The organism is Streptomyces spongiicola (genome assembly GCF_003122365.1).
Taxonomy (GTDB): Bacteria; Actinomycetota; Actinomycetes; order Streptomycetales; family Streptomycetaceae; genus Streptomyces; species Streptomyces spongiicola.
Genome location: NZ_CP029254.1, coordinates 1,722,612 through 1,748,034 on the forward strand (window position 1 = coordinate 1,722,612; position 25,423 = coordinate 1,748,034).

Below are 25,423 nucleotides of genomic sequence, written 5' to 3' on the forward strand. Positions count from 1 at the left end.
GAGCGGACATGCGCAGTGGGCGCGGACGCCCGTGCGAGCTGAAGGAGGCCCGAGATGTCCACACTCCCCACCGTCCCCGCACGCGCCGGCAGCGGCGGCCCGGTGCGCGTCCGCGCTCTCGCCGTCGCCGGCGCCGTGCTGGCCGACGCACTGATCTGGCTGGTCGCCCACTCCGCCCTCGGAATCGACCTGAGGATTCCGGACGGCCCCGGCTCGACGACCACCAGCGAGCTCCTCCTCCCGGCCGTGATCATCGGGTCGGCGGTGGTCTCGCTGCTGGGATGGGGCCTGCTGGTGCTGCTCGAGCGGCTGACCGGTCGCGCCCCGGTCCTGTGGACCGGCGCCGCGTCGCTGGTGCTGGCCCTCTCGCTCTTCGCGCCGCTGTTCGGCGCGGGCCTGACCACCGGAAACCGGATCACCCTGGTGCTGCTGCACCTCACCGTCGGCGCCGTCCTGATCCCGGCCTTCCGCCGCGGTTCCGTGCCGGACCGAGGTCCGGTCCCGTGACGGAACCGGAGCCGGAAACGGTCCAGCGGCCCTCCACGCGGCTTCGAGCGCCCGGGGGGAGCTTTGCGGCCAGCGCAACCGACAGGCCATGGAAGGAGATCCCGAATGTGCGGCATCGCAGGCTGGGCCGGCCGCTGGGGCAGCCCGGTCCGGGAGGACCCCGGACTCGCCGAGGGCATGGCGCGGACGATGGCCTGCCGCGGCCCGGACGACCGGGGCATCCGGGCGGACCGGCACGCCACGCTGATCCACACCAGGCTGGCGGTCATCGACGCGGAAGGCGGCCGCCAGCCGATGGAGGCCGCTCCGGAGGCGGGACGGCAGGACGGCGAACCGCGGGCGGTGCTCGCCTACAACGGGGAGGTCTACAACTTCCGGGAGCTGCGCACCGAGCTGGCCGGCCTCGGACACCGCTTCCGCACCCGCAGCGACACCGAGGTGGTACTCCGGGCGTACCTGGAGTGGGGCGAGCGGTGCGTCGAGCGGCTGGAGGGCATGTTCGCCTTCGCCGTGTGGGACCCGGGCCGGCGCACGGTGCTGCTGGCCCGCGACCGCTTCGGCATCAAGCCGCTCTCCTACGCGCGGACCGCCGAGTGCCTGGTGTTCGGATCCGAACCGAAGACCCTGCTCGCCCACCCCGCCGTCCGCCCGGACGTCGACCTCGACGGCCTCCGGGTGCTCTTCTCCATGGCCCGCGCCCCCGGCGAGAGCGTCCACCGCGACATCCGCGACCTGCCGCCCGGTCACACCCTGACGTACGGGCCGGACGGCGAGGTGTCCCTGCGCCGCTACTGGCAGCTGGAGGCCCGCCCGCACGAGGACGGCCTCGACGGCACCGTACGGACGGTGCGCGAGCTGCTGGAGAGCAGCGTCGCCCGCGAGCTGGTCTCCGACGTGCCGCTGAGCGTGCTGCTCTCCGGCGGCCTCGACTCCAGCACCGTCGCCGCGCTCGCCGCCCGCGCCCTGGCCCGCGAGGGCGCCGGCCCGGTCCGCACCACGACCGTCACCTACAGCGGATACAGCGACAACTTCCAGCCCGATCTGGTGCGCAGCGCCCCCGACGCCCCGTACGCCCGGGCCGTCGCCGGGCACATCGGCGCCGACCACCTGGAGATCGAGCTGACCACGGCGGACCTGACCGCCCCGGCGGCGCGCCGCGCCGTGCTGCGCGCACAGGACGTCCCGGCCCCTTTCGGGGACATGGACACCTCCACGTACCAGGCGTTCGCGGGAGTGAGCCGCCACTCCAGGGTCGCGCTGACGGGCGAGAGCGCCGACGAGATCTTCGGCGGCTACAGCTGGGTGCACATCCCCGACCTGGCCGACGAGGAGCAGTTCCCCTGGGTCGCCTTCGAGCAGTGGCACCCGGGAACCCGCGCGGGCCTGGGGCGGGGGCTGCTGTCCGCGGACTTCGCGTCCCGCCTCGACATGCCCGCCTACTACGCGGAGCGCTACTCCCAGGCCATGGCGGGCATCCCCCGGCTGGCCGGCGAGGACCCGCAGGAGCGCCGTGCCCGGGAGGTGTGCCATCTCCACCTGACCCACTGGCTCCCCCGGCTGCTGGAGCGCAACGACCGGCTCAGCATGGCCTCGGGGCTGGAGGTGCGGGTTCCGTTCTGCGACCACCGGCTGGTCCAGTACGCGTACAACATCCCCTGGGAGATGAAGACCTTCGACGGCAGGGAGAAGAGCCTGCTGCGGGCGGCCGCCGCGGACCTGCTGCCCGAGCAGGTGCTGGAACGCCCCAAGGCCCCCTTCCCGGTGAGCCAGGACGCGACATACACCAAGGCCCTGCACCAGGAGTTCGCGGAGGTGCTGGCCGACCCGTCCTCGCCGGTGCTGCCGCTGCTGGACCTGGGGAAGGCGCGCCGGGTCACCGGTCCGGCGGGAGAGGCCGAGGCGCGGGACTGGCTGCACCGGATGAACGTGGAGATGGCCCTTCAGGTCAACCGCTGGCTCCTGGAGCACGGCGGCCGCGTGGAGCTGTGAGGGTCCGCCGGTACGCGGGCAGGGGGCGCCCGGTCAGCCACCCCCTGCCCGCCTCCGGTGCGGCGCCGCCGCACGCCCGGCCGGTACGGAACGGGTCAGGCCAGGGCACGCACCGGCGTCGTGCGCAGGGCCATCCGGAGCAGCGGCGGCAGCCGGTACCTGAAGAACCGCTCGGAGGACCCGTCGCGCACGAGATCCACCTCCAGGAGGAGGAACTCGAGCAGTTCCTCCAGCAGTTCCTCGGTGTCGTCCGCCTCCAGCCCCAGGATCCGGGACGCCTCCTCCACCGTCAGCGCGCCGTCCCCCTCGCAGGCCAGCTTGGCCAGCGTGTCGTACTGGCGGTGCCCCAACCCCCCGCAGCGCCGGAGCACATGGTGGAACGGGTGCGGCCGCTGGTGCGGGACCCCGGTGTGCCGGTCGCGGTTCATCCAGTCGACGAGCTGCCGCAGCGACCAGTGCGGCCGCAGCGCCAGCATGCCCACGGCCTCGACCATCGGGCCCGGCAGGCCGCCGAAGAGGTCGAGCACCCGGTGCAGGCACGCGCCGCCGCCCGGGAGCCGGTCCCGGCCCAGTGCGCCCAGGAAGAGTTCGTGCGACTGGTCTGGGCCGATCGGCAGCAGGTCCATGGACGTCCCGAACCCGCCGCCGTACAGGCGCCGGTAGCCGGCGGCCAGGACGGCCGAGCCGGCGTGCGCCGGCACCAGGTCGGTGACCTGGTGTGCCGCCGCCACGTCGTCGACGACGAGCAGCACCCGCCGCCCCGCGGTCCAGCACCGGAACATCCGGGCCCGGTCCGCCCGGCCCGCGGGCAGCTCGGAGCGCCGGTGGCCGACCGCCTGGAGCAGGTCGGCCAGCACCTCGTCGACTCCGCGCGGACCGGCGGGATCCCCGAAGGACACATAGAGCCGGCCGTCGGGGAAGACGTCGCCCAGGCGGTGGGCGAGGGCGACGGCGAAGGCCGTGGTGCCCACGCCGGGGGCACCCGCCACCGAGACGCACCGCGGGCGGTCCCGGCCCGCGGACTCCGTCAGCGCCCGGCGGGCCCGGGCGAGTTCGGCCTCCCGGCCGATCAGCGGGACGTCGGCGGGCAGGGTCACGGGAGGCTGCCCGGACGGCGGCCCCTGCACCGCCGTCCCCGCGGGGAGGTCGAGCCCGGGGTCGCCGGCCAGTACCTGCTGGTGCAGCCGCTGGAGCTCGGAACAGGGCTCCAGGCCCAGCTCCCGGCTGAGGACCTGGCGTATCCGCTGGAAGACCTCCAGCGCGTCCGGCCGCCGGCCAGCCCGGTAGAGCGCCAGCATGAGCTTGGCGTGCAGCCCCTCCCGGGTGGGGTTGTCCGCGGCCAGTGCGGTCAGCTCGCTGATCAGGCGGTGGTGGCGGCCGAGCAGCAGATCCGCGTCGATGCGCTCCTCCAGGACCTCGTAGCGCTGCTCCTCGAGCCGCAGGGCGTCGATGCCCGCGATCGGCCCCGGGGCCAGGTCACAGAGAGCGGGCCCCCGCCAGACGGCGAGGGCCCGATGAAGCGTGGCGGCGGCTTCGCTGACCGCTCCCTCCTCCATCGCTCGTCTGCCGCGGGTGGCGAGGTCGGCGAACCTCCGGCTGTCCAGACAGCCCTCGGGGACCGACAGCCGGTAGCCGCCGGGGGTGGTCAGCAGCGCTCCGAGGGGCGCGCCGGGGTCGGCACGCCCCGACTCGCTCAGCCCCGGCAGCTTGCGCAGTTGGTAGATGTACGTCTGGAGAGTGGTGGCCGCACTGGACGGCGGACGCTCTTCCCATAGTTCCTCGACCAGTTGATGCAGCGGAACCGTACTGTTGGCCCGCAGCGCGAGCAGGGCGAGGACCTGACGGACCTTCGGAGCGGACGGCGTGACGTGCGTGCCGTCGTGCACGACTTGCAGGGTTCCAAGTAACCCGATCTGCAGCACTGACCCTCCCGTGGATTGCATCTGATACGGCCTGATGCACGTCGTGAGCGTGAGGTCGATCACTTGACTTCTGCTTGAGCGGCACTCGACCGAAGGTGTCGATCATCGAGCGGTCACACAAATCCCCCGATGGAGAACGGTTTTCGCCGTTACCCTACAGAAGACATTCACATGCCGAAAGCATATGATTGCAAAGTCACCTTATCCTTCCCCAGGAGTGACCGATGACCGGACCCGCCGCCGGCCGTCCGCCGGGACAGGCCCCCGCCACCCCGCCACACGGTCCACTGCCACCCCGCTTCCCCCTCCTGCTCGGGTCCCTGCTGCTCACCAGCGCGATGTCGATGACGGACCAGTCGATCACCGCGACCGCCGGCCCCAGCCTCACCGCGGATCTGGGCGCGCTCGACCTGTACAGCTGGACCTTCACCTCGTACATGCTCACCTTCAGCGTGGCCATGCCCGTCTACGGCAAGCTCGGCGACCTCTTCGGCCGCCGGGCGGTCTACCTGTCGGCCGTCGTGGTCTTCCTCGCCGGATCGGCGGCCTGCGGTACGGCCGACTCCATGGGCCAGCTCATCGCCTTCCGCGCGCTTCAGGGGCTCGGCGGCGGAGGGCTCCAGGTGAGCGCGTTCGCCGTGCTCGGCGATCTGCTGCCGCCCCGGCAACGCGCCAGGTACCAGGGGTGGTTCGCGGCGGTCATGGTCGTCGCCAACCTCGCGGGCCCGCTCGTCGGCGGCGCCCTGACCGACCAGCTGGGCTGGCGGTGGATCTTCTACGTCAACATTCCGCTCGGCCTGCTCGCACTGGCCGGCATCCGGCTCCTGCTGCCCGGCACCACCGGCCCCCGCACGACCCGCCCGCGCGTCGACCACGCCGGTATCGCGCTCCTCGCCGGACTCATCGCCTGCCTGGTCCTCGCGACCGACCTGGCCGGCCGCCACGGGTGGGGCCGGCCGGCCGTCGTCGCACTCGGCGCCGGGGCACTCGTACTGGCCGCGGGATGGCTGCTCCGGGAGCGGTCGGCGGCCGAACCGGTCGTCCCCCTGAAACTGTTCGGGGACCGGACGTTCACGATCTGCACGGCGGTGGCCTTCACGGTCAGCTTCGCCTTCTTCGGCTGCGTCAACTTCGTACCGCTCTACCTCCGGACGGTGGCCGGGGTGAGCGCCTCGCGGATCGGACTCCTGTTCCTTCCCGCGATGCTCTGCATGGCGGCGGCGACCGTGGTGGCGGGGCAGGTCATCGCCAGGACGGGGCGGTACAAGTGGTTCCCGGTGGCCAGCACCGCGCTCGCCGCCGCTGCCGCCGCGTCCATGTCGCTGACCGCGGCGGACGGCGGGGCCGCGGCCATCGCCCTGCTGCTCGCCGTCATGGGCATCGGCGCCGGCCTCTCCGCCCAGGTGACCACGCTCGTCGCCCAGAGCACGGCGCCCAGGGAGCACATCGGGGTCAGCACCTCCACCGTGGGGCTCGCCCGGAACCTGGGCACGGCCTTCGGCGCCACGGTGTTCGGCTCGGTCCTCAACGCCCGGCTCGGAGCCGAAGCCGCCCGGCTGCTGCCGGCGGACACGGCGGACAGCGTCGTGGAGGGCACATGGGACCCGGCGCGGGCCGCCACCCTCGACCCCGGGACCGCCGGAGCGGTGGCGGAGGTCTACGGAAACGCGCTGTCGACCGTCTTCCTCTGCGCCGTGCCGGTGCTGCTGGCCGGTCTGGCGGCGGCGCTGCTGATGAAGGACGCCCGCCTGGAGGCCCGGGGGCCCGGCGGGCCGGGCGCGCCGGAGGGGCCGGAGGGGCCGGGCGGCTCCGGCCGATCCCTCGGGGAGGGCGGACCCGACGGGCCGCTGGTGGGAACCGGCCGCCCGGAATAACCCCCGAGCCGGGGTCGATCCGGCGGCGGCAGCCCTTCGGCCGTGAGCAGCGCCCCTCCGCCGGGCGCCGATCCCACGACAGCCCAGCCAGCCCAGCCAGCCCAGCGGATCCCGAGCCACCGCGGGCACCCTGCGACCCGGGGTACCCGCCACGGCCTGCCGGGCCACGAGGGTGGGCGGAGCACCGCGTCCTCCCCCGTGGCGCAGAACTCCGCCCGCCGCCCCGTACCGGTCAACCACCCCGTACCGGTCAACCACTTCGTGCCGGTCAACCACTTCGTGCCGGCGCCCTGTGCCGGTCAACCACCCCGTACCGACGCCCCGTACCGGTCAACCACCCCGTGCCGGTCAGCCGCCCCGTGCCGGTGAACCACTTCGTGCCGGCGCCCCGTACCGGTCAGCCGCCCCGTACCGGTCAGCCGCCCCGTGCCGGTCAGCCGCCCCGTGCCGGTCAGCCGCCCCGTGCCGGTGAACCACTTCGTGCCGGCGCCCCGTACCGGTCAGCCGCCCCGTGCCGGTGAACCACTTCGTGCCGGCGCCCCGTGCCGGTCAGCCGCCCCGTACCGGCGCGCCACCCGATACCGGCCCGGCAACGCCGCAGCGCTCCGGGCCGCCTTCGGCACCGGGCCGGGTCGGGCCGGGTCCGGAGCCGGGGTGTCCCGCACTCAGGGCGCACCCCCGGACGAACAGGCCGATCTGAGGTTAGGCTAACCTATCTTCGAATCTGCCCGATGGCCGAACCCGGCACGTCAGAAAGCGACTCCGCCATGCCCGATGCCAGAGCCGTAACCCTCACCCGCCGTGGACTGCTCGCCGCCGGAGGTGCCCTCGGGATCGGCGCCGCGCTCACCGCGTGCGGGGGCGGAAAGGACGCCGAGACGACTGCCGGAGCGACGTCCGGCCCCTGGCAGTTCAAGGACGACCGCGGCCAGGTCGCCAAGACCGAGGCCACGCCGGAGAACATCGTCGCCTTCACCGGCATGGCGGCCGCGCTCCACGACCTCGGCATCGAGGTGAAGGGCGTCTTCGGCCCCACGTACGTCGAGGACAAGGCCAAGGGCACCAGGACACCGGACGTCCAGGCGGGCGACCTCGACATCGACAAGGTCAAGGTCCTCGGCAACGTCTGGGGCGAGTTCAACGTCGAGCAGTACGCGGCGCTGGCGCCGGACGTGCTCATCACCGACATGTGGGAGAAGGGCTCCCTCTGGTACGTGCCGGACGAGTCCAAGGACAAGATCCTGAAGCTGGCCCCGAGCGTCGCCCTCTCGGCCGCCGACCAGACGATGCCGAAGGTCCTCCAGCGCCATGTCGAACTGGCCGAGTCCCTCGGCGCCGACGTCGGGACCAAGAAGATCACGGACGCCAAGGCCGCCTTCGAGAAGGCCGCGGCCCGGCTGCGCGCCGCCGCCAGGGCCAAGCCGGAGATCAGGGTGCTGGTCGGCTCCGCGAGCGCCGAGCTGTTCTACGTCTCCAGCCCGGCGCGGCCGACCGACACGCTGTACTTCAAGGAACTCGGCGTCAACTTCGTGACGCCGGGGAGCCTCGACGAGGGCGGCTGGTTCGAGGGCCTCAGCTGGGAGAACGTCGACAAGTACGAGGCCGACGTCATCATGATGGACAACCGCGCCTCGGCCCTCCAGCCCGACGCGCTGAAGTCCAAGCCGACCTGGGCCCAGCTGCCCGCCGTCAGGGCCGGCCAGGTCGTCCCGCGCGTCACCGAGCCGGTCTACTCGTACGAGAAGTGCACGCCGATCCTCGACGACCTGGCCCAGGCCATCGAGAACGCGAAGAAGGTCGCCTGACCCATGCCGGCAGCCGCGGCCGCACCGTTTCGCTTCTTCCCCCTCCAGGTCGTGCGGACGCGCCGGCTCGGCCCGTCGCTGATCCGGGTCACCTTCGGCGGGGGCGCCTCCCGGTCCGAAGGCCCCGGAGGGGAGGCCCTCCGGGCCTTCGCCTCCGGAGGGCGCGACCAGTCCCTCTCGCTCTTCCTGCCGCACCCGGGGCAGGAGGAGCCCGTCATCCCGCTCCCCGGGGAGCGGGACATGTACGCGCGCCTCGGCGCCTGGCGGGCGCTGCCGGAAGGCGAACGGGCCGTGATGCGCTCGTACACGGTCCGCGCACAGCGCCCCGACGCCGGTGAACACGGCGAGATCGACATCGACTTCGCGGTGCACGAGGACGGCGGCCCGGCGTGCCGCTGGGCGCAGCGGGCCTCCGCTGGAGACCGGGTGACGGTCCTCGGCCCGGCGGTCGCCGACAACACCGCGGTCCGCTTCCGGCTGCCCGGGGACGCCGACTCCGTGCTGATCTGGGCGGACGAGACGGCGCTGCCCGCCGCCTCGGCCGTCCTGGAGTGGCTGCCGCCCGGGATCCGCGCGCAGGTCTGGATCGAGGTGCCGCACGCCGGGGACCGTACGGAGTTCGCGACCGCGGCCGAGGCCGCGGTCACCTGGCTGGTGCGGGACGAGGGGGCGCCCCGGGCGGTGGAGGCCGTGCGCGCCGCCGAGTTCGCCGGTAGCTCACCGTATGCGTGGATCGCGGGCGAGTCGGGTTCGGTGAAGGCGCTGCGCCGGCATCTCGTCGGCGAGCGCGGACTCGACCGCCGCCGGGTCACGTTCGTCGGCTACTGGCGCAGGGGCCTCAGCGAGGACGCCCTGCGGGAGGCCCCCGACGACGGCGAGTAGACCCACAAGGCCCCACCGGCTCACGGCAGTCGGCCCCTGCGTCGGACTCTGCGTCGGCCAGGGCGGGTTGGCCGCGGCGCCGGCCGGCGCGGTTGGCGCGGTTGGCGCGGTTGGCGCGGTTGGCGCGGTTGGCGCGGTTGGCGGAGCCCACCGGGCGCCCCCGGCCGCCGCCTCCCCGTCGCCGTCGGCTGCGGCCCCGTCGCACCAGCGACGGGGCCGCAGCGCCGTGTGCCGCTTCCGCGGGCCCGCCGGGTGTGAGCCAACTCGCCCTCCCGTCCGTGCCGTAGGGGCCGACAGAAGCAGCACTTCAGGTTAGGCTAACCTAAGTTCCAGTCGCCCCACCGCCCGCCACCGCCCCCAGGGGCGGGCCCTGCCACGTCCCCGCACCGGGAGGACCACCACGATGCGCTCGCACCTGCTCAACGGCACAACGGCGGAGCACTACCGCAGCCTGGTGACCGAAGGAGTCGAGCGGGTGGCGGACAAACTCGCCACGACCACCCGGCCGTTCACCGGGATCTCCCCGGACGGGCTGGCCCCGGCGATCGCCGCGGTCGACCTCGACCAGCCGCTCGGCGACCCCTCCGCCGCGCTGGACGAACTGGAGCGGGTGTATCTGCGCGACGCGGTCTACTTCCACCATCCCCGCTACCTCGGCCACCTCAACTGCCCCGTGGTCATCCCCGCCCTGGTGGCCGAGGCGGTCCTCTCCGCCGTCAACTCCTCCCTGGACACCTGGGACCAGAGCGCCGGCGGCACGCTGATCGAGCGCAGGCTCGTCGACTGGACCACCGGGCGGATCGGCCTCGGCCCGGCCGCGGACGGCGTGTTCACCAGCGGGGGCAGCCAGTCCAACCTGCAGGCGCTGCTGCTCGCCCGCGAGGAGGTGAAGCCCGCTGACCGGGAGGACCTGTCGAAGCTGCGCGTCCTCGCCTCCGAGTGCAGCCACTTCAGCGTCCAGAAGTCCGCCGGCCTGCTGGGGCTCGCCCCGGACGCGGTGGTGTCCGTGCCCGTCGACCGGGACCGGCGGATGCAGACCGTCGCCCTCGCCGCCGAGCTGGACGGGTGCCGGCGCGCCGGACTGGCCCCCATGGCGGTCGTCGCCACCGCCGGCACCACCGACTTCGGGTCCATCGACCCGCTTCCCGAGATCGCCGCACTGTGCGAGGAGCACGGCGCCTGGATGCACGTCGACGCCGCCTACGGCTGCGGGCTCCTCGCCTCACCGACCCGCCGCGGGCTCCTGGAGGGCATCCAGCACGCCGACTCGGTGACCGTCGACTACCACAAGTCCTTCTTCCAGCCGGTGAGTTCGTCCGCCCTGCTGGTCCGCGACGGGGCCACGCTGCGGCATGCCACCCACCACGCCGACTACCTCAACCCCCGGCGCACGGTGGAGGAGGGGATTCCCAACCAGGTCGACAAGTCCCTCCAGACCACCCGCCGCTTCGACGCCCTCAAACTGTGGATGACCCTGCGCGTCATGGGCGCGGACGGAGTCGGCCGGCTCTTCGACGAGGTGTGCGACCTCGCCGCCGAGGGCTGGCGGCTGCTCGCCGCCGACCCCCGCTACGACGTCGTCGCCGAGCCCCGGCTGTCCACCCTGGTGTTCCGCTGCATCCCGGGGCGGGTCGCCTCCCCCGCGGAGATCGACCGCGCGAACCTGTACGCCCGCAAGGCCCTGTTCGCCTCCGGGGAGGCCGTCGTCGCCGGAACCAGGGTCGACGGCCGCCAGTACCTGAAGTTCACCCTGCTCAACCCCGAGACGACCGCGTCCGACATCGCCGCCGTCCTCGACCTCATAGCCGGCCACGCCGAGCAGTACCTGGGAGAGAACCTTGTCCACGCCTCCTGAGCACCGAGACATCCACGACTTCATCGGTATCGGGCTCGGTCCGTTCAACCTCGGCCTCGCCTGCCTCACCGAGCCCGTCGAGGAGCTGAACGGCCTCTTCCTCGAGTCCAAGCCGGACTTCGAGTGGCACTCCGGCATGTTCCTCGACGGCGCCCATCTGCAGACCCCGTTCATGTCGGACCTGGTCACCCTCGCCGACCCGACGTCGCCCTACTCCTTCCTCAACTACCTCAAGGAGCAGGGCCGGCTCTACTCCTTCTACATCCGCGAGAACTTCTACCCGCTGCGCACCGAGTACAACGACTACTGCCGCTGGGCCGCGGCGAAGCTGCGCAGCATCCGCTTCGGCACCACGGTCACCCGGGTCGAGTTCGAGGCGGCGGACGAGGTCTACGCGGTGCACACGGCCGCCGGCGAGACGTTCCGCGGACGCAGGCTCGTCCTGGGCACCGGCACCCCTCCGTACGTCCCGGACTCCTGCCGCGGCCTCGGCGGCGACTTCATCCACAACTCCGGCTACCTCCAGGCCAGGGAGGAGTTGCAGCGCAAGGAGTCGATCACCCTCGTCGGCAGCGGCCAGAGCGCCGCGGAGATCTACCAGGACCTGCTCTCCGGGATCGACGTGCACGGCTACCGGCTCAACTGGGTCACCCGCTCCCCGCGGTTCTTCCCGCTGGAGTACACCAAGCTGACCCTGGAGATGACCTCCCCCGAGTACGTGGACTACTTCCACGCGCTGCCGGAGGCCACCCGCTACCGGCTGGAGAACCAGCAGAAGAGCCTCTTCAAGGGCATCGACGGAGAACTCATCAACGAGATCTTCGACCTGCTCTACCAGAAGAGCCTCGCCGGCCCGGTGCCGACCCGACTGCTCACCAACACCGCGCTGCGCACGGCCTCCCACGAGGACGGCACGTACACGCTGGGGCTGCGCCAGGAGGAGCAGGAGAAGGACTTCGAGATCCGCACCGAGGGCCTGATCCTCGCCACCGGCTACCGCTACGTCGTCCCCGGCTTCCTCGAACCCGTGCGCGACCGGCTGCGCTGGGACGGCCGGGGCCGCTTCGACGTCGCCCGCAACTACTCCGTCGACACCACGGGGCGCGGCGTCTTCCTCCAGAACGCGGGGGTGCACACGCACTCCATCACCTCGCCCGACCTGGGCATGGGCCCGTACCGCAACGCCTATCTCATCGCCGAGATGCTCGGCAGCGAGTACTACCCCGTGGAGAAGACCATCGCGTTCCAGGAGTTCGCCGTATGAGCACCACCACCCCCGCCCTGGGGACGTTCTCCTTCCGTCCCCTCGACCTCTCCCCCGCCGCCGGCGGGGAGACCCCGGCGCCCGCCCCCTCCGGCGGCCGGACCCCGAGCGACGCCGAACTGCTGCACCGCTGGGTCACCGACCCCAAGGCCGCGTTCTGGATGATGCAGAACGCGGGACTCGAGGACGTCGAGCGCGAGTACCGGAGGATCGCCGCCCACGAGCACCACGAGGCGTTCATGGGGCTGCACGACGGCGAACCGGCCTTTCTGATGGAGCGCTACGACCCCCGCCATGTGGAGCTGGTCGGTCTGTACGAGCCCGAGCCGGGCGATGTCGGCATGCACTTCCTGGTCGCCCCGACCGGCACCCCGATCCACGGCTTCACCCGGGCCGTGATCACCGCGGTGGTGCGGGAGTTGTTCGCCGACCCGGCGACCCGGCGGATCGTCGTCGAACCGGACGTCGGCAACAGGGCCGTGCACGCGCTCAACGAAGCGGTCGGCTTCGTGCCCGAGCGGGAGATACGGAAGCCCGAGAAGAAGGCGCTGCTGAGCTTCTGCACACGTGAGCGGTTCGAGGCGGCCACCGGCGGTACGGAGGTGCCGCGATGACCACGGCGATCGACAGCGTCTCCCACCTCACCCCGGAGCTGTGGGCCGAGGCCGACCGGCAGCTGGTCCGCAAGGGCCTCGCCGAGTTCTCCCACGAGCGGCTGCTCGCGCCGAGGGACCTCGGGGACGGCCGCTGGTCCGTGTCCAGCGACGACGGCAGGACCGAGTACCGCTTCACCGCCGGGCGGCTGGCCCTCGACCACTGGCAGGTCGAGGCGGACTCCGTGACCCGCCACCGCGACGGCACCGAACTCCCGCTGGACGCACTGGCGTTCTTCACCGAGCTGCGCGGCGCGCTCGGCCTGTCCGACGAGATCCTGCCGGTGTACCTGGAGGAGATCTCCTCCACCCTGTCCGGCACGGCGTACAAGCTCGCCAAGCCCGAGGTGTCCGCGGCCGAACTCGGCCGCGCCGGGTTCCAGGACATCGAGACCGGGATGACCGAGGGCCACCCCTGCTTCGTCGCCAACAACGGACGGCTCGGCTTCGGCATCCACGAGTACCACCGGTACGCGCCGGAGGCCGCGGCCCCGGTCCGGCTGCTGTGGGTCGCCGCCCACCGCTCGCGCGCCGCGTTCACCTCCTGCGGCGACCTCGGCTACGAGAACCTGATGCGGGCCGAACTGGGGCAGCAGGCGCTCGACCGGTTCGACGCCCGGCTGCGCGACCTCGGGCTGGACCCCGGGGACTATCTGCTGATGCCCGTGCACCCCTGGCAGTGGTGGAACAAGCTCTCCGTCACCTTCGCCGCCGAGGTGGCCCGGCGGCGGCTGGTCCTGCTCGGCGAGGGCGACGACGAGTACCTCGCCCAGCAGTCGATCCGCACCTTCTTCAACACCGGCGACCCGTCGAAGCACTATGTGAAGACGGCCATGTCCGTGATCAACATGGGCTTCATGCGGGGACTGTCCGCCGCGTACATGGAGGCCACGCCCGCCATCAACGACTGGCTGGCCGCCCTGATCGCGAGCGACCGGGTACTGACGGCGGCGCGCTTCTCGATCATCCGCGAGCGCGCCGCGGTCGGGTACCGGCACCTGGAGTACGAGGCCGCGACGGACCGCTTCTCCCCCTACCGGAAGATGCTGGCGGCCCTCTGGCGCGAAAGCCCGGTGCCCGCCCTTCAGGACGGGGAGCGGCTGGCGACGATGGCCGCACTGCTGCACACCGACCGCTCCGGGAAGTCCCTCGCCGGTGCACTGATCACCGGGTCGGGCCTGACCCCCGAGCAGTGGCTGCGCCGGTATCTGGACGCCTACCTCCTGCCGGTGCTGCACTGCTTCTACGCGTACGACCTGGTCTACATGCCGCACGGGGAGAACGTCATCCTGGTGCTCGACCGGGACGGCACGGTGAACCGCGCGATCTTCAAGGACATCGCCGAGGAGATCTGCGTGATGGACCCGGACGCTGTCCTTCCGCCCGCGGTCGAGCGGGTGCGCGCCGAGGTCCCCGAGGACATGAAGCTGCTGTCGGTCTTCACCGACGTCTTCGACTGCTTCTTCCGGTTCCTCTCGGCGGCGCTGGTCACCGAGGGCGTGCTGGACGAGGACGCGTTCTGGCGGACGGTCGCCGAGTGCGTCACCGGCTACCAGGAGTCCATGCCGCACCTGGCGGAGAAGTTCGCCCGGTACGACATGTTCGCGCCGGAGTTCGCGCTGTCCTGCCTCAACCGGCTCCAGCTGCGCGACAACAGGCAGATGGTGGACCTGGCCGACCCGTCGGCCGCCCTCCAGCTGGTGGGCGACCTGGAGAACCCGATCGCGCGGTTCCGGTAGGCCGGGAGGGCGGAGGCGCGGGCGGGCGGAGGAGCGGGCGGACCGACGGCCAGGCGGGCGGAGGCGCGGGCGGACGGAGGAGCGGGCGGCCGGACCGACGGCCAGGCGGGCGGAGGAGCGGGCGGGCGCCCTGCGGAGCACGGTCCTTCGCGGGGCGCCCGCCCCGCCGCGGCCCGTCCTCGTGCCCGGTGTTCCACGGCGGCGCCGGCGGTCTCTCCCCGCGGGTGCCGGGCCGGGTCGCCGGGGGACTTCCGGGGTTCCGGGGGCTCCCGGGGGACTCCCGGGGGACTTCCCCGGGGCACGGACCGCGTCCGACCCATGGCGGGGCACCCCGGCCGCGTCGACCGCGAGCACCGGGCGGAGTTCCCGTCGCCCGGCGCCCGGCGAGGGTGCCCGCAGGGACCGGGCGGCGGACGGCTCTCCGCAGCCCGGCGAGGGGTCCGCGCCCGCGTCCGAACGGCCCGCGGAGCGGCCCGCGGGACAGGCGCAGGACAAGCACAGCGCAGGCGCAGCGCAGGCGCAGGGCAGGTGCCAGGACAGGTGCCAGGACAGGCGCAGGACAGGCGCAGGACAGGCGCAGGACAGGCGCAGGACAGGCGCAGACAGCGGCTGTAACCATGATCACGCGGGTTCATGCCCGAAAACGGGCAGGAATCTTGCGTTTCACCCCGGCGGCACCCCAGTATCTACGGGTGCTCGAACGCCGTACGTCGCATGACGACCTCATCGACCATCTGGTGCGCAGCACCGCGCTCCGGCGCGGTGAGGCCGCCCGGGTGGTGCTGGACGTGCTGGCGTTCTTCGACGAGACGACCGAGGAGTTCGTCCGCCGCCGCCACCGGGAGCTACAGGCCGGCGGCGGCGTGAACACGGAGATCTTCGAGCGGATCGCAGCCGAGCTGCCGTACCGCGCGGTGGCTCCCCCGGAACTCTCGCTCCGGCAGCTGCGCCGCATCGTCTACGGCTGAGCCGCCGCGGAGACCGCGTGCGCCGCGCACCCCGCGTGCGGCGCGGCCGGGCACACACACAGGAACGTCGTTGGAGGGGCAGAGTCTCTATGTGCGGAATCGTCGGTTACATCGGGAAGCGCGATGTCGCGCCGCTGCTGCTGGAGGGGCTGGCGAGGCTGGAGTACCGGGGCTACGACTCCGCGGGCATGGTGATCACCAGCCCCAAGGGCACCGGCCTGAAGATGGTCAAGGCCAAGGGGCGGGTCCGCGACCTGGAGGCCCGCGTCCCCAAGCGCTTCGCCGGTACCACCGGCATCGCCCACACCCGCTGGGCCACGCACGGCGCCCCCAGCGACCACAACGCGCACCCCCATATGGACCCCGAGAACAAGGTCGCGGTCGTCCACAACGGCATCGTCGACAACGCGTCCGAGCTGCGCGCCAAGCTGGAGGCCGACGGCGTCGTCTTCGCCTCCGAGACCGACACCGAGGTCCTGACCCACCTGATCGCCCGCTCCCAGGCCGAGTCCCTGGAGGAGAAGGTCCGCGAGGCGCTGAAGGTCGTCGAGGGCACCTACGGCATCGCCGTGATGCACGCCGACTTCAGCGACCGCGTCGTCGTCGCCCGCAACGGCTCCCCCGTCGTCCTCGGCGTCGGCGAGAAGGAGATGTTCGTCGCCTCCGACGTCGCCGCACTGGTCGCCCACACGCGCCAGGTCGTCACCCTCAACGACGGCGAGATGGCCACCCTGAAGGCCGACGACTTCCGTACGTACACGACCACGGGCACGCGGACCACCGCCACGCCCGAGACGGTCGAGTGGGAGGCCGCCTCGTACGACATGGGCGGCCACGACACCTACATGCACAAGGAGATCTCGGAGCAGGCCGACGCCGTCGACCGCGTGCTGCGCGGCCGGATCGACGACCGGTTCTCCACGGTGCACCTGGGCGGCCTGAACCTGGACGCGCGTGAGGCCCGCGGCATCCGCCGGGTGAAGATCCTCGGCTGCGGCACCTCCTACCACGCGGGACTCATCGGTGCCGGGCTCATCGAGTCCCTGGCCCGCGTCCCCGCAGACTCCGAGCCGGCCTCCGAGTTCCGCTACCGCAACCCGGTCGTGGACCCCGACACCCTCTACATCGCCGTCTCCCAGTCCGGTGAGACCTACGACGTGCTCGCGGCCGTCCAGGAACTCAAGCGCAAGGGCGCCCGCGTCCTCGGCGTCGTGAACGTGGTCGGCTCCGCGATCGCCCGGGAGACGGACGGCGGCGTGTACGTGCACGCGGGACCGGAGGTCTGCGTCGTCTCCACCAAGTGCTTCACCAACACGGTCGTCGCCTTCGCGCTGCTCGCGCTGCACCTGGGCCGGATCCGCGACCTGTCCGTCGCCGACGGCAAGCGGATCATCGAGGGCCTGCGCAGGCTGCCCGCCCAGATCTCGGAGATCCTCGAGTCCGAGGACGAGATCAGGAAGCTGGCGGACGAGTACGCCGACGCCAGGTCGATGATGTTCATCGGCCGGGTCCGCGGCTATCCGGTGGCGCTCGAGGCCTCCCTGAAGCTCAAGGAGATCTCCTACATCCACGCCGAGGCCTACCCGGCCTCCGAGCTGAAGCATGGTCCGCTGGCGCTGATCGAGCCGGCGCTGCCGACGGTCGCGATCGTCCCGGACGACGAGCTGCTGGAGAAGAACCGCGCCGCGCTGGAGGAGATCAAGGCCCGCAGCGGCCGGATCCTCGCGGTCGCCCACCAGGAGCAGGAGAAGGCCGACCACACGATCCTCGTCCCCAAGAACGAGGACGAGCTGGACCCGATCCTCATGGGGATCCCGCTCCAGCTCTTCGCGTACCACACGGCCCTGTCCCTCGGCAGGGACATCGACAAGCCGCGCAACCTGGCCAAGTCGGTCACCGTGGAGTAGTTCGCGCGCGGCCCGGCTCGGGGCGGGGCAGTCCGGGGCGGCTCGGAGCTGGGCAGTTCGGGGCTGGGCAGTTCGGAGCTGGGGGGCTCGGGGCTGGGCGGGGCGGCCCCGGTCCGGCCCCGCCGTGACCCCGCCCCGGAAGGGACGGCGGCCCCCTCGCGCACGCCACCTGTGCCGCGAGGGGGCCGCCTCTTTCCGTCGCCGGCGTCCGACGGCCCGTGCCGGCGACCCGCCGCTCAGCCGGTGGCCGTCACACCCCGGCCCGCGGCTCGCCCGGTGAAGGTCGGCCAGTGCGCCAGCGCCGCGGTGGCGCCGTACCAGGCCGCGAGGCCCGCGACCGCGCCGGCCCAGCCGCCGGCCTTGGCCAGCCCGTCGTTCCCGGCGAACGAGGCGATCGCCAGGAGCAGCATCGACACACACAGCAGGCCGTACACGCCCTGGCCGAGGATGCCGGAACCGGACGCACCCAGGGTCAGGGTGAGCGCCAGGAGCGCGAACAGGAGCATGAACAGCCCGGCGGCCTCCGCCGAGACCTCGGCGCCGGTGCCCATGCCCCAGGTGAACCAGAAGGCGCCGAGGCCCGCGAAGGCCGTGCCCGCACCGCCGTCGCCCGCCCGGAACTCGAGCATCCCGACGACGAACAGGGCGACCCCGCCCACCCAGGTGGCGAGGGCTGCGGCGTCGGACGCCGCGACATTGTCGATCACACCGGTGTTGCCGACCCCGAAGGCCAGCAGTGTCAGGCCCAGTGCGAGTTGGCCGAGAGTGGTTGTCGTGGCGCTTCCCGCGGAGACGTCCTTGTCCACGGCGGGCTCCCTTCGTGCGCGTGTGGTGCTGATTCCCAGCCACCCTTATCTACCCTTCACAAGCGCACAATCCACCCCGTACGACCGAGTAGCCATGACGGTCGTCAAAAAGTTACCAACAGGCCTCGACCTGCGAGAACGCTGGTACGCAAGGGACTCGTGCGCCCTCTGAGAGCTGGGGCGCGTCATGAAGGCCCCTCCTGGCCTGCGGCGGACGGAACCGCTCTCGCGACACGCCCCGGGGGACGCCGAGCAGAGGATGGCGACCAGGGGATGACGGCTAGGGGATGACGACGACGGGGCGCTGCGCACGGCGGGCCAGCCGCCCGGCGACCGAGCCGAAAATGCGCCCCACGATGCCATGGGTGGAGCCGACCACGATGGCGTCCGCCGAGTACTCCCGGCCGACCTCCTCGAGTTCGTTGCAGATGTCGCCGCCGCGCTCGACGAGGATCCACGGCACCTCGGAGAGGTAGTCCGCACAGGCGAGTTCGAGTCCCAGCACCTCGGTGCGGTGGTCCGGGACATCGACGAAGACGGGCGGTTCGCAGCCGGCCCACACCGTGGTGGGAAGGCGGTTGGCGACATGCACGATGATCAGGCCGGAGCCGGAACGGCTGGCCATGCCGATCGCGTAGGCGAGCGCCCGCTCACTGGAGGTCGATCCGTCGAAGCCGACCACGACACCGTGCCGGAAGGCGGGATCGCAGGCGCGGCGCGACTGGTCCGCCGCCTGCAGATCCGACAGGGGGTCGGCGACCTGCTTGCGGTCCGCGGGTTCGGGAGTTTCGTGACCGGCCATCGGTTGTCTCGGCGTTCAGATCCTCATGGGAGGGTGATGGTTGGCGGCGGAGCTCTGTCCGGGAATCATCTTCCCAACCCCCTACCCCCAAGGGTACGGCGTCACTCCTTGCCTGCCCAGAACTCGTCCTCGCCCGCCGGGAACTCGCGTGTCCGCTCCCGGCAAGCCAAGAAACATACGTCCCAGGGAGCATGCACGAGCACACTCCGTATGGCAATGGCGCCTGCACCGTACAGGCTTCACCCCGGAGGCCCGCCGGGGCCCCTCGCGGGCCGCGCATTCCCGGCGGGCGGCACGGAGCCGCGGAAGAGCGGCAGGCACCGGAGAACCGCCGGAGCAGAGGACGTGCCAGTGACCGGGCGGCTGCGCTCCTCGTTGACCTGCCGGCGGCCTGCCGGCGGCCTGTCGGCGGTCTGCCGGCGAACTGCCGCTGACCCGGCCGACGTGTCGGCACCCGCACCGGCGAACCCCCGCCCCCCGCCGGTGAATCGGAGCCGCTGCCCCGGCCTCCCGCCCGTCACCCGCCGCTCCTCCACTCTCCACTCTGCCCTCCACTCCGCCCTCCGCCCTCCGCCCTCCGCCCTCCAGGAGCTTCCGTGCCCGCATCCCCGGCCGCCCCCGCCCTCGCCCCGCCTCCGCGCCGGACGCCCCCACGGGGCCAGCGCAGAGCGCCACGGACGACGGCCGCACGCCGGGCGGCGGCCACCGCACCCCGCGAGCCCGCGTTCCGCGCGCGCGGCGGCGGAACGGCCGGCCGCAGCGCCCCCTTCACCCGCACCACCCCAGACGCCCGCGCCGCCGGGATCGACCCCGGGAGACCCGCCACCGCCACCGCCCGCACCCCTGCGGGCGACGCCGCGGCCGAAATGGTTCGATGGGCAACTTTCGGCTGCGCGGTCGTCCCGGCCGTTCTTGTGGCGTACGGCACATCCGCTCGCGGCGCCATCGTGATCGCGGTCGGCCTGGCAGCCGTGACCGGGGCCTGCGGCGCGCTGACGCGTCGGTCCCGGCGGGCGTCCCCGCGCCCCGCCGGACCGCGGGGACGCCAGGGCGGAAGCCGCCGGCGCAGGGGCCGCCGGGCACGGCGCACCACCCGGAACTGACGGATTCGCACGCGCGCACCCATATGTTTTCAGCCAACTTCACCGGCATGGGCCTTCCTTGCGGAAACGGCCCGTCAACCCCCGTGCCACCTGGGGAGAAAGGGCCGAGTGCGCCCCGCGCACCCTACGGGGATGGGCCATGCGCGCATCGCACACTTCCCAGCACGGCCTCGGGATGCAACGCTTCGTGATCGAATGCTTTACGCCAAGTTGCCTTGTCGACAATGTGCCGATTCCGGAACTTGTCACGCCGGCACCACGGGACGCAGTAGATTCGATCATGAGTATCGCAGTCTGGGGACTCGTGCAGAACCGAGGGGAAACGTGCAGGAGCGACAGGCCCGACAAGAACGGGGAGACGCGAACACCGAGGGGGGCTTAGCGTCATGAGTCAGGACTCCGCCGCGCCGGAGGCCGTAAGGAAGCTGTCCGGGCGCCGCCGCAGGGAAGTGGTGGCGGTGCTGCTGTTCAGCGGCGGTCCCATCTTCGAGAGTTCCATTCCGCTCTCGGTGTTCGGAATCGACCGGCAGGACGCCGGAGTTCCCCGCTACCGGCTGCTCGTGTGCGCCGGCGAGGAGGGCCCCCTGCGGACCACAGGGGGACTCGAACTCACCGCGCCCTACGGGCTGGAGGCGATAGGCAGAGCGGGCACGGTCGTCGTACCGGCCTGGCGGTCCATCACCTCACCACCACCACCGGAGGCGTTGGACGCCCTGCGCCGCGCCCATGAAGAGGGCGCCCGCATCGTGGGGCTGTGCACCGGGGCTTTCGTGCTGGCCGCCGCGGGGCTGCTGGACAGCCGCCCGGCGACCACGCACTGGATGTACGCGCCGACGCTCGCCAAGCGCTATCCGTCGGTCCACGTGGACCCGCGGGAGCTCTTCGTCGACGACGGCGACGTCCTCACCTCCGCCGGTACCGCGGCCGGCATCGACCTCTGCCTGCACATCGTGCGGTCGGACCACGGTGCCGAGGCCGCCGGGGCACTGGCCCGCCGGCTGGTCGTCCCGCCGCGGCGCAGCGGCGGGCAGGAGCGCTACCTCGACAGGTCTTTACCCGAGGAGATCGGCTCCGACCCGCTCGCCGAGGTCGTGGCCTGGGCGCTGGAGCACCTCCACGAGCAGTTCGACGTGGAGACCCTGGCGGCCCGTGCGTACATGAGCAGACGGACCTTCGACCGCAGGTTCCGCTCGCTCACCGGGAGCGCTCCCCTGCAGTGGCTGATCACCCAGCGGGTGCTTCAGGCGCAGCGGCTGCTCGAGACCTCCGACTACTCGGTCGACGAGGTCGCGGGTCGCTGCGGCTTCCGCTCCCCGGTGGCGCTGCGCGGGCACTTCCGCCGCCAGCTGGGCTCGTCGCCGGCCGCGTACCGGGCGGCCTACCGGGCCAGACGTCCGGGGGGCGAACCGGTGGCCTCCGCGGTGGAGCAGCCCGTCGTACCCGACCGGATGCCCCCGGGGCACCCGAGAAGGCCCGCGGCGGCGATGGGCGCGTCCCACGGTTCACCGGAACCGGGCAGGCCCGGACCGGACGCCTACACCCCGGGACGTCCGGCGCTCCCCGGCCAGCGGAGTGCGCCATAAGGTAGGACGCATGAACGATCGCATGGTGTGGATCGACTGCGAGATGACCGGGCTCTCGCTGGCCGACGACGCACTCATCGAGGTGGCCGCGCTGGTCACCGACTCGGAACTGAACGTGCTCGGTGAAGGGGTGGACATCGTGATCCGCCCCCCGGACCAGGCGCTGGAGACCATGCCCGAGGTGGTGCGGCAGATGCACACCGCCTCGGGCCTCCTCGGCGAACTCGCGGCCGGGGCCACCCTGGCCGAGGCCGAGGACCAGGTCCTCACCTACGTGCGTGAGCACGTCAAGGAGCCCGGCAGGGCTCCGCTGTGCGGGAACTCGGTCGGCACCGACCGCGGTTTCCTGCTCCGCGACATGCCGAGGGTGGAGGAGTACCTCCACTACCGGATCGTGGATGTCTCCTCGGTGAAGGAGCTGGCCCGCCGCTGGTACCCGAGGGCGTACTTCAACAGTCCGGAGAAGAACGGCAACCACCGGGCGCTCGCCGACATCAGGGAATCGATCGCCGAGCTGCGCTACTACCGAGAGGCGATCTTCGTCCCGCAGCCGGGCCCCGACTCGGACACCGCGAAGACGATCGCGGCGCGCCATGTGACGGCCGCGCCGCAGTGACCCGCCCGCGCCGGGCGGGGCAGCGCGGACGCTGCCCCGCCCGGCGCGGTCCCGTTCCCGGGACCGGGAACGGGAACGGGACCGTGTGCAGGGGCATCCCTGCCCGGTCGTCCCGGCGCCCCTCCGGCCACGTCCCCGACCCGGCCCCGCCGGGCACCTCCTCCCGACGGGCACCTCCTCCCGCCGGGATCGTCCGCGCCGCCCTGGAGGACCCGGGCGGCATCATGGCGCCTCTCGCGCGCGATCCGGGCGGACGTCCGGCACCGGCCCACTCGCACCCCGGTGCGGCGAACCGTGCACACTCCCGCCTGATCCGGGCGCGGATCCGGGCGCGCGGACCGCCTGCACCCGTACGTGAGACCCCGGTGTCGGCGCGCCTCCCGGCACCCCGCGCCCAGACCGCGCGGCGCGCCCCCGACGGCCTGTCGCCCTCACACCCGCCCCCACACCCGCCCCCACACCCACCCCGCACCGGCCTCCCCCGGCACCGCGCCCGCACCGCGCCACGCACGAGTCGCCGCCTCGGCGCTCGCGTACCGGGGTCCGTACGGAGGAGGCGCGCACGGGCCGTGCGTCCCGCGTACGGCGGAGTGCCCTGCGGCCCCCTACGGCCAGGCGGAGGGGCTCGCACCGAACCGCCGGAAACACGGGCGCGAGCACCCTCTCGGACCCTGTACACTTTTTCTCGGCCGGTCGGGAGAACGACCGGTCATGGTGGGTGTAGCTCAGCTGGTAGAGCACCTGGTTGTGGTCCAGGATGCCGCGGGTTCGAGTCCCGTCACTCACCCTGGACGATCAGCCGGTGACCGTGGAAGCGGGTCACCGGCTGATCTTGTTTCCCCTCGGACGCTGGTCGAGTGCGGTTCCGACCGGCTTGCCCCGCAATGCCATGACAAGCTGCGGAAGGCGTCGAAAGACCGGCGGTGCCGCCTCACGCTGCCGGCTTCGGGGCAGCACCCTCCTGGCCCCTGAGCAGAGCGGTTCGCACTCCCCCGGCATGGACACGGTCCCGTGGCCCGTCCTCGGGCCCGGCCGGATCCCGCGCGGGCTGCCGCCCGGCGTGCGCGCACCGCCGCCTCCCCCTCGCCGAGCAGGGTTCCAGCCGCGGCACCGCCTCTTCCGAGCCGCGGGATCAGGAGGATCTCCTTCTTCATCGCCGCAGCAGAGCGCCGAAGCGGATGGCTCGTGTGATCCTCGGGCGCGCGGAAGGGCTACCGGGCGACCCGGCGACCTCTGAGCAAGCAACACACGCCGACAGTCAGCCGCTGGACTCGAGCAGTTCCGCGGCCGCGGCGAGTGCGCGGTCCCACGGGTAGGCATCCGGCCGCCCCTGACCCGGTTGGTTGGGGACGAACCCGCCCTCGCCGTACAGCACCGTCACACCCATGGAGCGAAGCTCTGCCACGCTTCGCCCGAACGCCCGGTGTTGCACGTAAGCCGCGTTCACACACGGCATCGTCGCGATCGGAATGCCCTTGCCGACGCCCTCTGCCACGACACCGACGACGAAGCGTTCGGTGAGGCCCAGGGCCCACGCGTTGATCGTGTTGAAGGTGGCCGGCGCAACCAGGATGGCGTCGGCCTTCGGCCAGGCGTCAGGTTGCCCGGGCAGCTTGTACTCCGACCGGACCGGGTGGCCGGTCAGCGCCTCGAGTCCACTGAGACTGTCCCCGAGCCAGCGTGCCGCCGTGGGCGTGAGGCCCAAGCACACGTCCCACCCCCGGCCGTGGGCGTCTTCGACGACTCGCGCGACGTCGAAAACCGGCGGGGCCGCGCTTCCGAACAGGTACAGGGTCCTCGTCATGCGCACATCCGATCACACAGGACCGTCGCCGAACCGGGTGGAGCGGGAGGCGGAAGCGCTCACCAACACCGATACGTACGAGTACCGTGCCGAGTGCCTGCAAGGAACGGAGCCTGGTATGGCCGATCTGGATGCCGACAGCACGGGTGACCGCATCAGGGAGCAGCGGAGACTGGCCAGGCTCACGCAGAAGCAGCTTGCCGACCACCTCCCTTACTCGTACAGCCTGCTCAACCAGGTAGAGTGCGGCGCCCGACCCGCCACCGTGGACTTCGTCGCGGCCGTAGCCCATGCCCTACGCATCGACGTCACAGCGCTCACAGGACAGCCCTATGGGACCGATCTCCAGCGGGACCGTCTGGCCGAACTGGTGCGCCCGATCCGCGAGGCCCTCGACCTGTACGACCTCGGGGACGACCCGCACCTCACCACCCGGGCCACCGGGCGCCTAATGGGCGCCGCCGACCAACTGTGCGCGGACATTCGCGCGACCCACTTGAGGAAGGCCGCCCGGGCCCTCCCCGGCGTCATCGCCGAACTCACCACCACCGCCTACCGCGCCCCAGGCCGGGATGTGTGGCAAGCCCTCGCCTCCACGTACCGCACGGCCCACGACATCTCCGTCAAGCTCGGCTACTACGACCTCAGCGCCGTCGCCCTCGACCGCATGGACTGGGCCGCGCAGCGCGCCTCCGACCCGTGCCTCGGCGCCGTCCGCCAGTACATGCGCGCGCTGGTGTACTTCCGCGAAGGCGAGTACGTCATCGGGCAGCGGCTTATCCGTTCCGGTCACAGCGCGCTCGACCAGGCCGACCAGGACCGAAAAGCCCTCGCAGTCGCAGGCCAGCTGCACCTCGGTGCGTCGGTGATCGCGGCCCGGGCCGCCAACGGGACCGCTGTCGACACCCACCTCGGCGAAGCCGAGGCGTACGCCAAGCGGACGGGCGACGCCTCGGACGCGTACTGGCTCTCCTTCGGCCCGACGAACGTCGCCCTGCACAGGATGTCCGCGGCAGTGGAGATGCGCCACTACGACGACGCAGTACAGCAGGCCCGACACATCAAACTGCCGGCGAGCACGGCCACCTCTCGGCGAGCGCACTTCCTCATCGACCGAGCCCGTTCGGAGATGGAGACCGGCCGAACCGAGGCCGCACTCAAGTCCGTCGTCGAGGCGCGCCACGCAGCTCCGGAACAGACGCGGTATCACCCGGGTGCAAGGGAGACCGTCAGAGGCCTGGTCCACCTTTCCCGCCGTACCTCCGACAGCCTCGGTCATCTGGCCGCGTGGATCGGTCTCTGACACCTGCATGCTCGCCGGCAACGCTCACAAATCTGTGAGCG

At 72.3% G+C, this 25,423-nt stretch carries 18 protein-coding genes and 1 tRNA gene; 15 read left to right on the forward strand and 4 right to left on the reverse strand.

Features of this window, described 5'->3' with window-relative positions; genetic code table 11:
- Positions 1-54: 54 nt before the first annotated feature.
- Entirely contained in the window at positions 55-507 is a 453-nt protein-coding gene (locus tag DDQ41_RS07430; protein WP_109293765.1) for a DUF6069 family protein, read from the forward strand.
- Between the two features lie 105 nt (positions 508-612).
- Positions 613-2,496, forward strand: a complete 1,884-nt coding sequence (asnB, locus tag DDQ41_RS07435) for an asparagine synthase (glutamine-hydrolyzing) (protein WP_109293766.1) — start codon at positions 613-615, stop codon at positions 2,494-2,496.
- Positions 2,497-2,591: 95 nt separating this feature from the next.
- Here asnB and DDQ41_RS07440 read toward each other — a convergent pair whose 3' ends face one another.
- Positions 2,592-4,382: an AfsR/SARP family transcriptional regulator gene (locus tag DDQ41_RS07440; protein WP_162602631.1), complete on the reverse strand. Its 1,791-nt coding sequence runs from the start codon at positions 4,380-4,382 to the stop codon at positions 2,592-2,594.
- A gap of 260 nt (positions 4,383-4,642) precedes the next feature.
- Between DDQ41_RS07440 and DDQ41_RS07445 the strand changes: the two genes are divergently transcribed.
- The 9 genes from DDQ41_RS07445 (at position 4,643) to glmS (ending at position 17,365) form a co-directional block, all read left to right on the forward strand.
- Entirely contained in the window at positions 4,643-6,292 is a 1,650-nt protein-coding gene (locus DDQ41_RS07445; protein ID WP_109293768.1) for an MFS transporter, read from the forward strand.
- 767 nt (positions 6,293-7,059) lie between these two features.
- Positions 7,060-8,097, forward strand: coding sequence for an ABC transporter substrate-binding protein (locus tag DDQ41_RS07450; RefSeq protein WP_109293769.1), 1,038 nt, complete (start codon positions 7,060-7,062; stop codon positions 8,095-8,097).
- A gap of 3 nt (positions 8,098-8,100) precedes the next feature.
- A complete protein-coding gene (locus DDQ41_RS07455; RefSeq protein ID WP_109293770.1) occupies positions 8,101-8,979 on the forward strand; it encodes a siderophore-interacting protein in 879 nt (292 codons plus the stop codon).
- A gap of 403 nt (positions 8,980-9,382) precedes the next feature.
- The gene (locus tag DDQ41_RS07465) at positions 9,383-10,834 is read left to right on the forward strand and encodes a pyridoxal phosphate-dependent decarboxylase family protein (protein WP_109293771.1); all 1,452 of its coding nucleotides are present in this window, start codon (positions 9,383-9,385) and stop codon (positions 10,832-10,834) included.
- A complete protein-coding gene (locus DDQ41_RS07470) occupies positions 10,818-12,098 on the forward strand; it encodes a lysine N(6)-hydroxylase/L-ornithine N(5)-oxygenase family protein (protein ID WP_109293772.1) in 1,281 nt (426 codons plus the stop codon). The genes DDQ41_RS07465 and DDQ41_RS07470 overlap by 17 nt, the downstream gene beginning before the upstream one ends.
- The gene (locus DDQ41_RS07475; RefSeq protein ID WP_109293773.1) at positions 12,095-12,712 is read left to right on the forward strand and encodes a GNAT family N-acetyltransferase; all 618 of its coding nucleotides are present in this window, start codon (positions 12,095-12,097) and stop codon (positions 12,710-12,712) included. Before DDQ41_RS07470 ends, DDQ41_RS07475 begins: the two co-directional genes overlap by 4 nt.
- On the forward strand, positions 12,709-14,490 hold the full coding sequence (locus DDQ41_RS07480; RefSeq protein WP_109293774.1) for an IucA/IucC family protein: 1,782 nt from the start codon (positions 12,709-12,711) through the stop codon (positions 14,488-14,490). The genes DDQ41_RS07475 and DDQ41_RS07480 overlap by 4 nt, the downstream gene beginning before the upstream one ends.
- A 692-nt stretch (positions 14,491-15,182) precedes the next feature.
- Complete coding sequence (locus DDQ41_RS07485) at positions 15,183-15,458, forward strand: hypothetical protein (RefSeq protein WP_109297597.1); 276 nt, start codon at positions 15,183-15,185, stop codon at positions 15,456-15,458.
- Between the two features lie 89 nt (positions 15,459-15,547).
- The gene (glmS, locus tag DDQ41_RS07490) at positions 15,548-17,365 is read left to right on the forward strand and encodes a glutamine--fructose-6-phosphate transaminase (isomerizing) (protein ID WP_109293775.1); all 1,818 of its coding nucleotides are present in this window, start codon (positions 15,548-15,550) and stop codon (positions 17,363-17,365) included.
- Positions 17,366-17,601: 236 nt separating this feature from the next.
- Here the strand turns inward: glmS and DDQ41_RS07495 are convergent, their stop codons facing one another.
- Together DDQ41_RS07495 and DDQ41_RS07500 are read right to left on the reverse strand one after the other, a co-directional pair.
- A complete protein-coding gene (locus DDQ41_RS07495) occupies positions 17,602-18,171 on the reverse strand; it encodes a GPR1/FUN34/YaaH family transporter (RefSeq protein ID WP_109293776.1) in 570 nt (189 codons plus the stop codon).
- A gap of 280 nt (positions 18,172-18,451) precedes the next feature.
- Positions 18,452-18,973, reverse strand: a complete 522-nt coding sequence (locus DDQ41_RS07500) for a universal stress protein (protein ID WP_109293777.1) — start codon at positions 18,971-18,973, stop codon at positions 18,452-18,454.
- Between the two features lie 1,489 nt (positions 18,974-20,462).
- Between DDQ41_RS07500 and DDQ41_RS07510 the strand changes: the two genes are divergently transcribed.
- From DDQ41_RS07510 to DDQ41_RS07520, 3 genes are all read left to right on the forward strand, one after another.
- On the forward strand, positions 20,463-21,659 hold the full coding sequence (locus DDQ41_RS07510) for a GlxA family transcriptional regulator (RefSeq protein WP_109293779.1): 1,197 nt from the start codon (positions 20,463-20,465) through the stop codon (positions 21,657-21,659).
- A 10-nt stretch (positions 21,660-21,669) separates the two neighbouring features.
- Positions 21,670-22,275: an oligoribonuclease gene (gene orn / locus DDQ41_RS07515; RefSeq protein WP_109293780.1), complete on the forward strand. Its 606-nt coding sequence runs from the start codon at positions 21,670-21,672 to the stop codon at positions 22,273-22,275.
- Positions 22,276-22,989: 714 nt separating this feature from the next.
- Positions 22,990-23,062 (forward strand) — tRNA-His (locus DDQ41_RS07520).
- A gap of 471 nt (positions 23,063-23,533) precedes the next feature.
- Here the strand turns inward: DDQ41_RS07520 and DDQ41_RS07525 are convergent.
- Entirely contained in the window at positions 23,534-24,079 is a 546-nt protein-coding gene (locus DDQ41_RS07525) for a flavoprotein (protein ID WP_109293781.1), read from the reverse strand.
- Between the two features lie 118 nt (positions 24,080-24,197).
- Between DDQ41_RS07525 and DDQ41_RS07530 the strand changes: the two genes are divergently transcribed.
- Positions 24,198-25,382, forward strand: coding sequence for a helix-turn-helix domain-containing protein (locus DDQ41_RS07530; RefSeq protein WP_109293782.1), 1,185 nt, complete (start codon positions 24,198-24,200; stop codon positions 25,380-25,382).
- The last annotated feature ends 41 nt before the right edge of the window (positions 25,383-25,423 follow it).

Coding starts and splice junctions, on each gene's coding strand:
- DDQ41_RS07430 (WP_109293765.1), top strand. CDS start 55: ATGTCCACACTCCCCACCGTCCCCGCACGCGCCGGCAGCGGCGGCCCG.
- asnB (WP_109293766.1), top strand. CDS start 613: ATGTGCGGCATCGCAGGCTGGGCCGGCCGCTGGGGCAGCCCGGTCCGG.
- DDQ41_RS07445 (WP_109293768.1), top strand. CDS start 4,643: ATGACCGGACCCGCCGCCGGCCGTCCGCCGGGACAGGCCCCCGCCACC.
- DDQ41_RS07450 (WP_109293769.1), top strand. CDS start 7,060: ATGCCCGATGCCAGAGCCGTAACCCTCACCCGCCGTGGACTGCTCGCC.
- DDQ41_RS07455 (WP_109293770.1), top strand. CDS start 8,101: ATGCCGGCAGCCGCGGCCGCACCGTTTCGCTTCTTCCCCCTCCAGGTC.
- DDQ41_RS07465 (WP_109293771.1), top strand. CDS start 9,383: ATGCGCTCGCACCTGCTCAACGGCACAACGGCGGAGCACTACCGCAGC.
- DDQ41_RS07475 (WP_109293773.1), top strand. CDS start 12,095: ATGAGCACCACCACCCCCGCCCTGGGGACGTTCTCCTTCCGTCCCCTC.
- DDQ41_RS07480 (WP_109293774.1), top strand. CDS start 12,709: ATGACCACGGCGATCGACAGCGTCTCCCACCTCACCCCGGAGCTGTGG.
- glmS (WP_109293775.1), top strand. CDS start 15,548: ATGTGCGGAATCGTCGGTTACATCGGGAAGCGCGATGTCGCGCCGCTG.
- DDQ41_RS07500 (WP_109293777.1), bottom strand. CDS start 18,973: ATGGCCGGTCACGAAACTCCCGAACCCGCGGACCGCAAGCAGGTCGCC.
- DDQ41_RS07510 (WP_109293779.1), top strand. CDS start 20,463: ATGAGTCAGGACTCCGCCGCGCCGGAGGCCGTAAGGAAGCTGTCCGGG.
- orn (WP_109293780.1), top strand. CDS start 21,670: ATGAACGATCGCATGGTGTGGATCGACTGCGAGATGACCGGGCTCTCG.
- DDQ41_RS07525 (WP_109293781.1), bottom strand. CDS start 24,079: ATGACGAGGACCCTGTACCTGTTCGGAAGCGCGGCCCCGCCGGTTTTC.
- DDQ41_RS07530 (WP_109293782.1), top strand. CDS start 24,198: ATGGCCGATCTGGATGCCGACAGCACGGGTGACCGCATCAGGGAGCAG.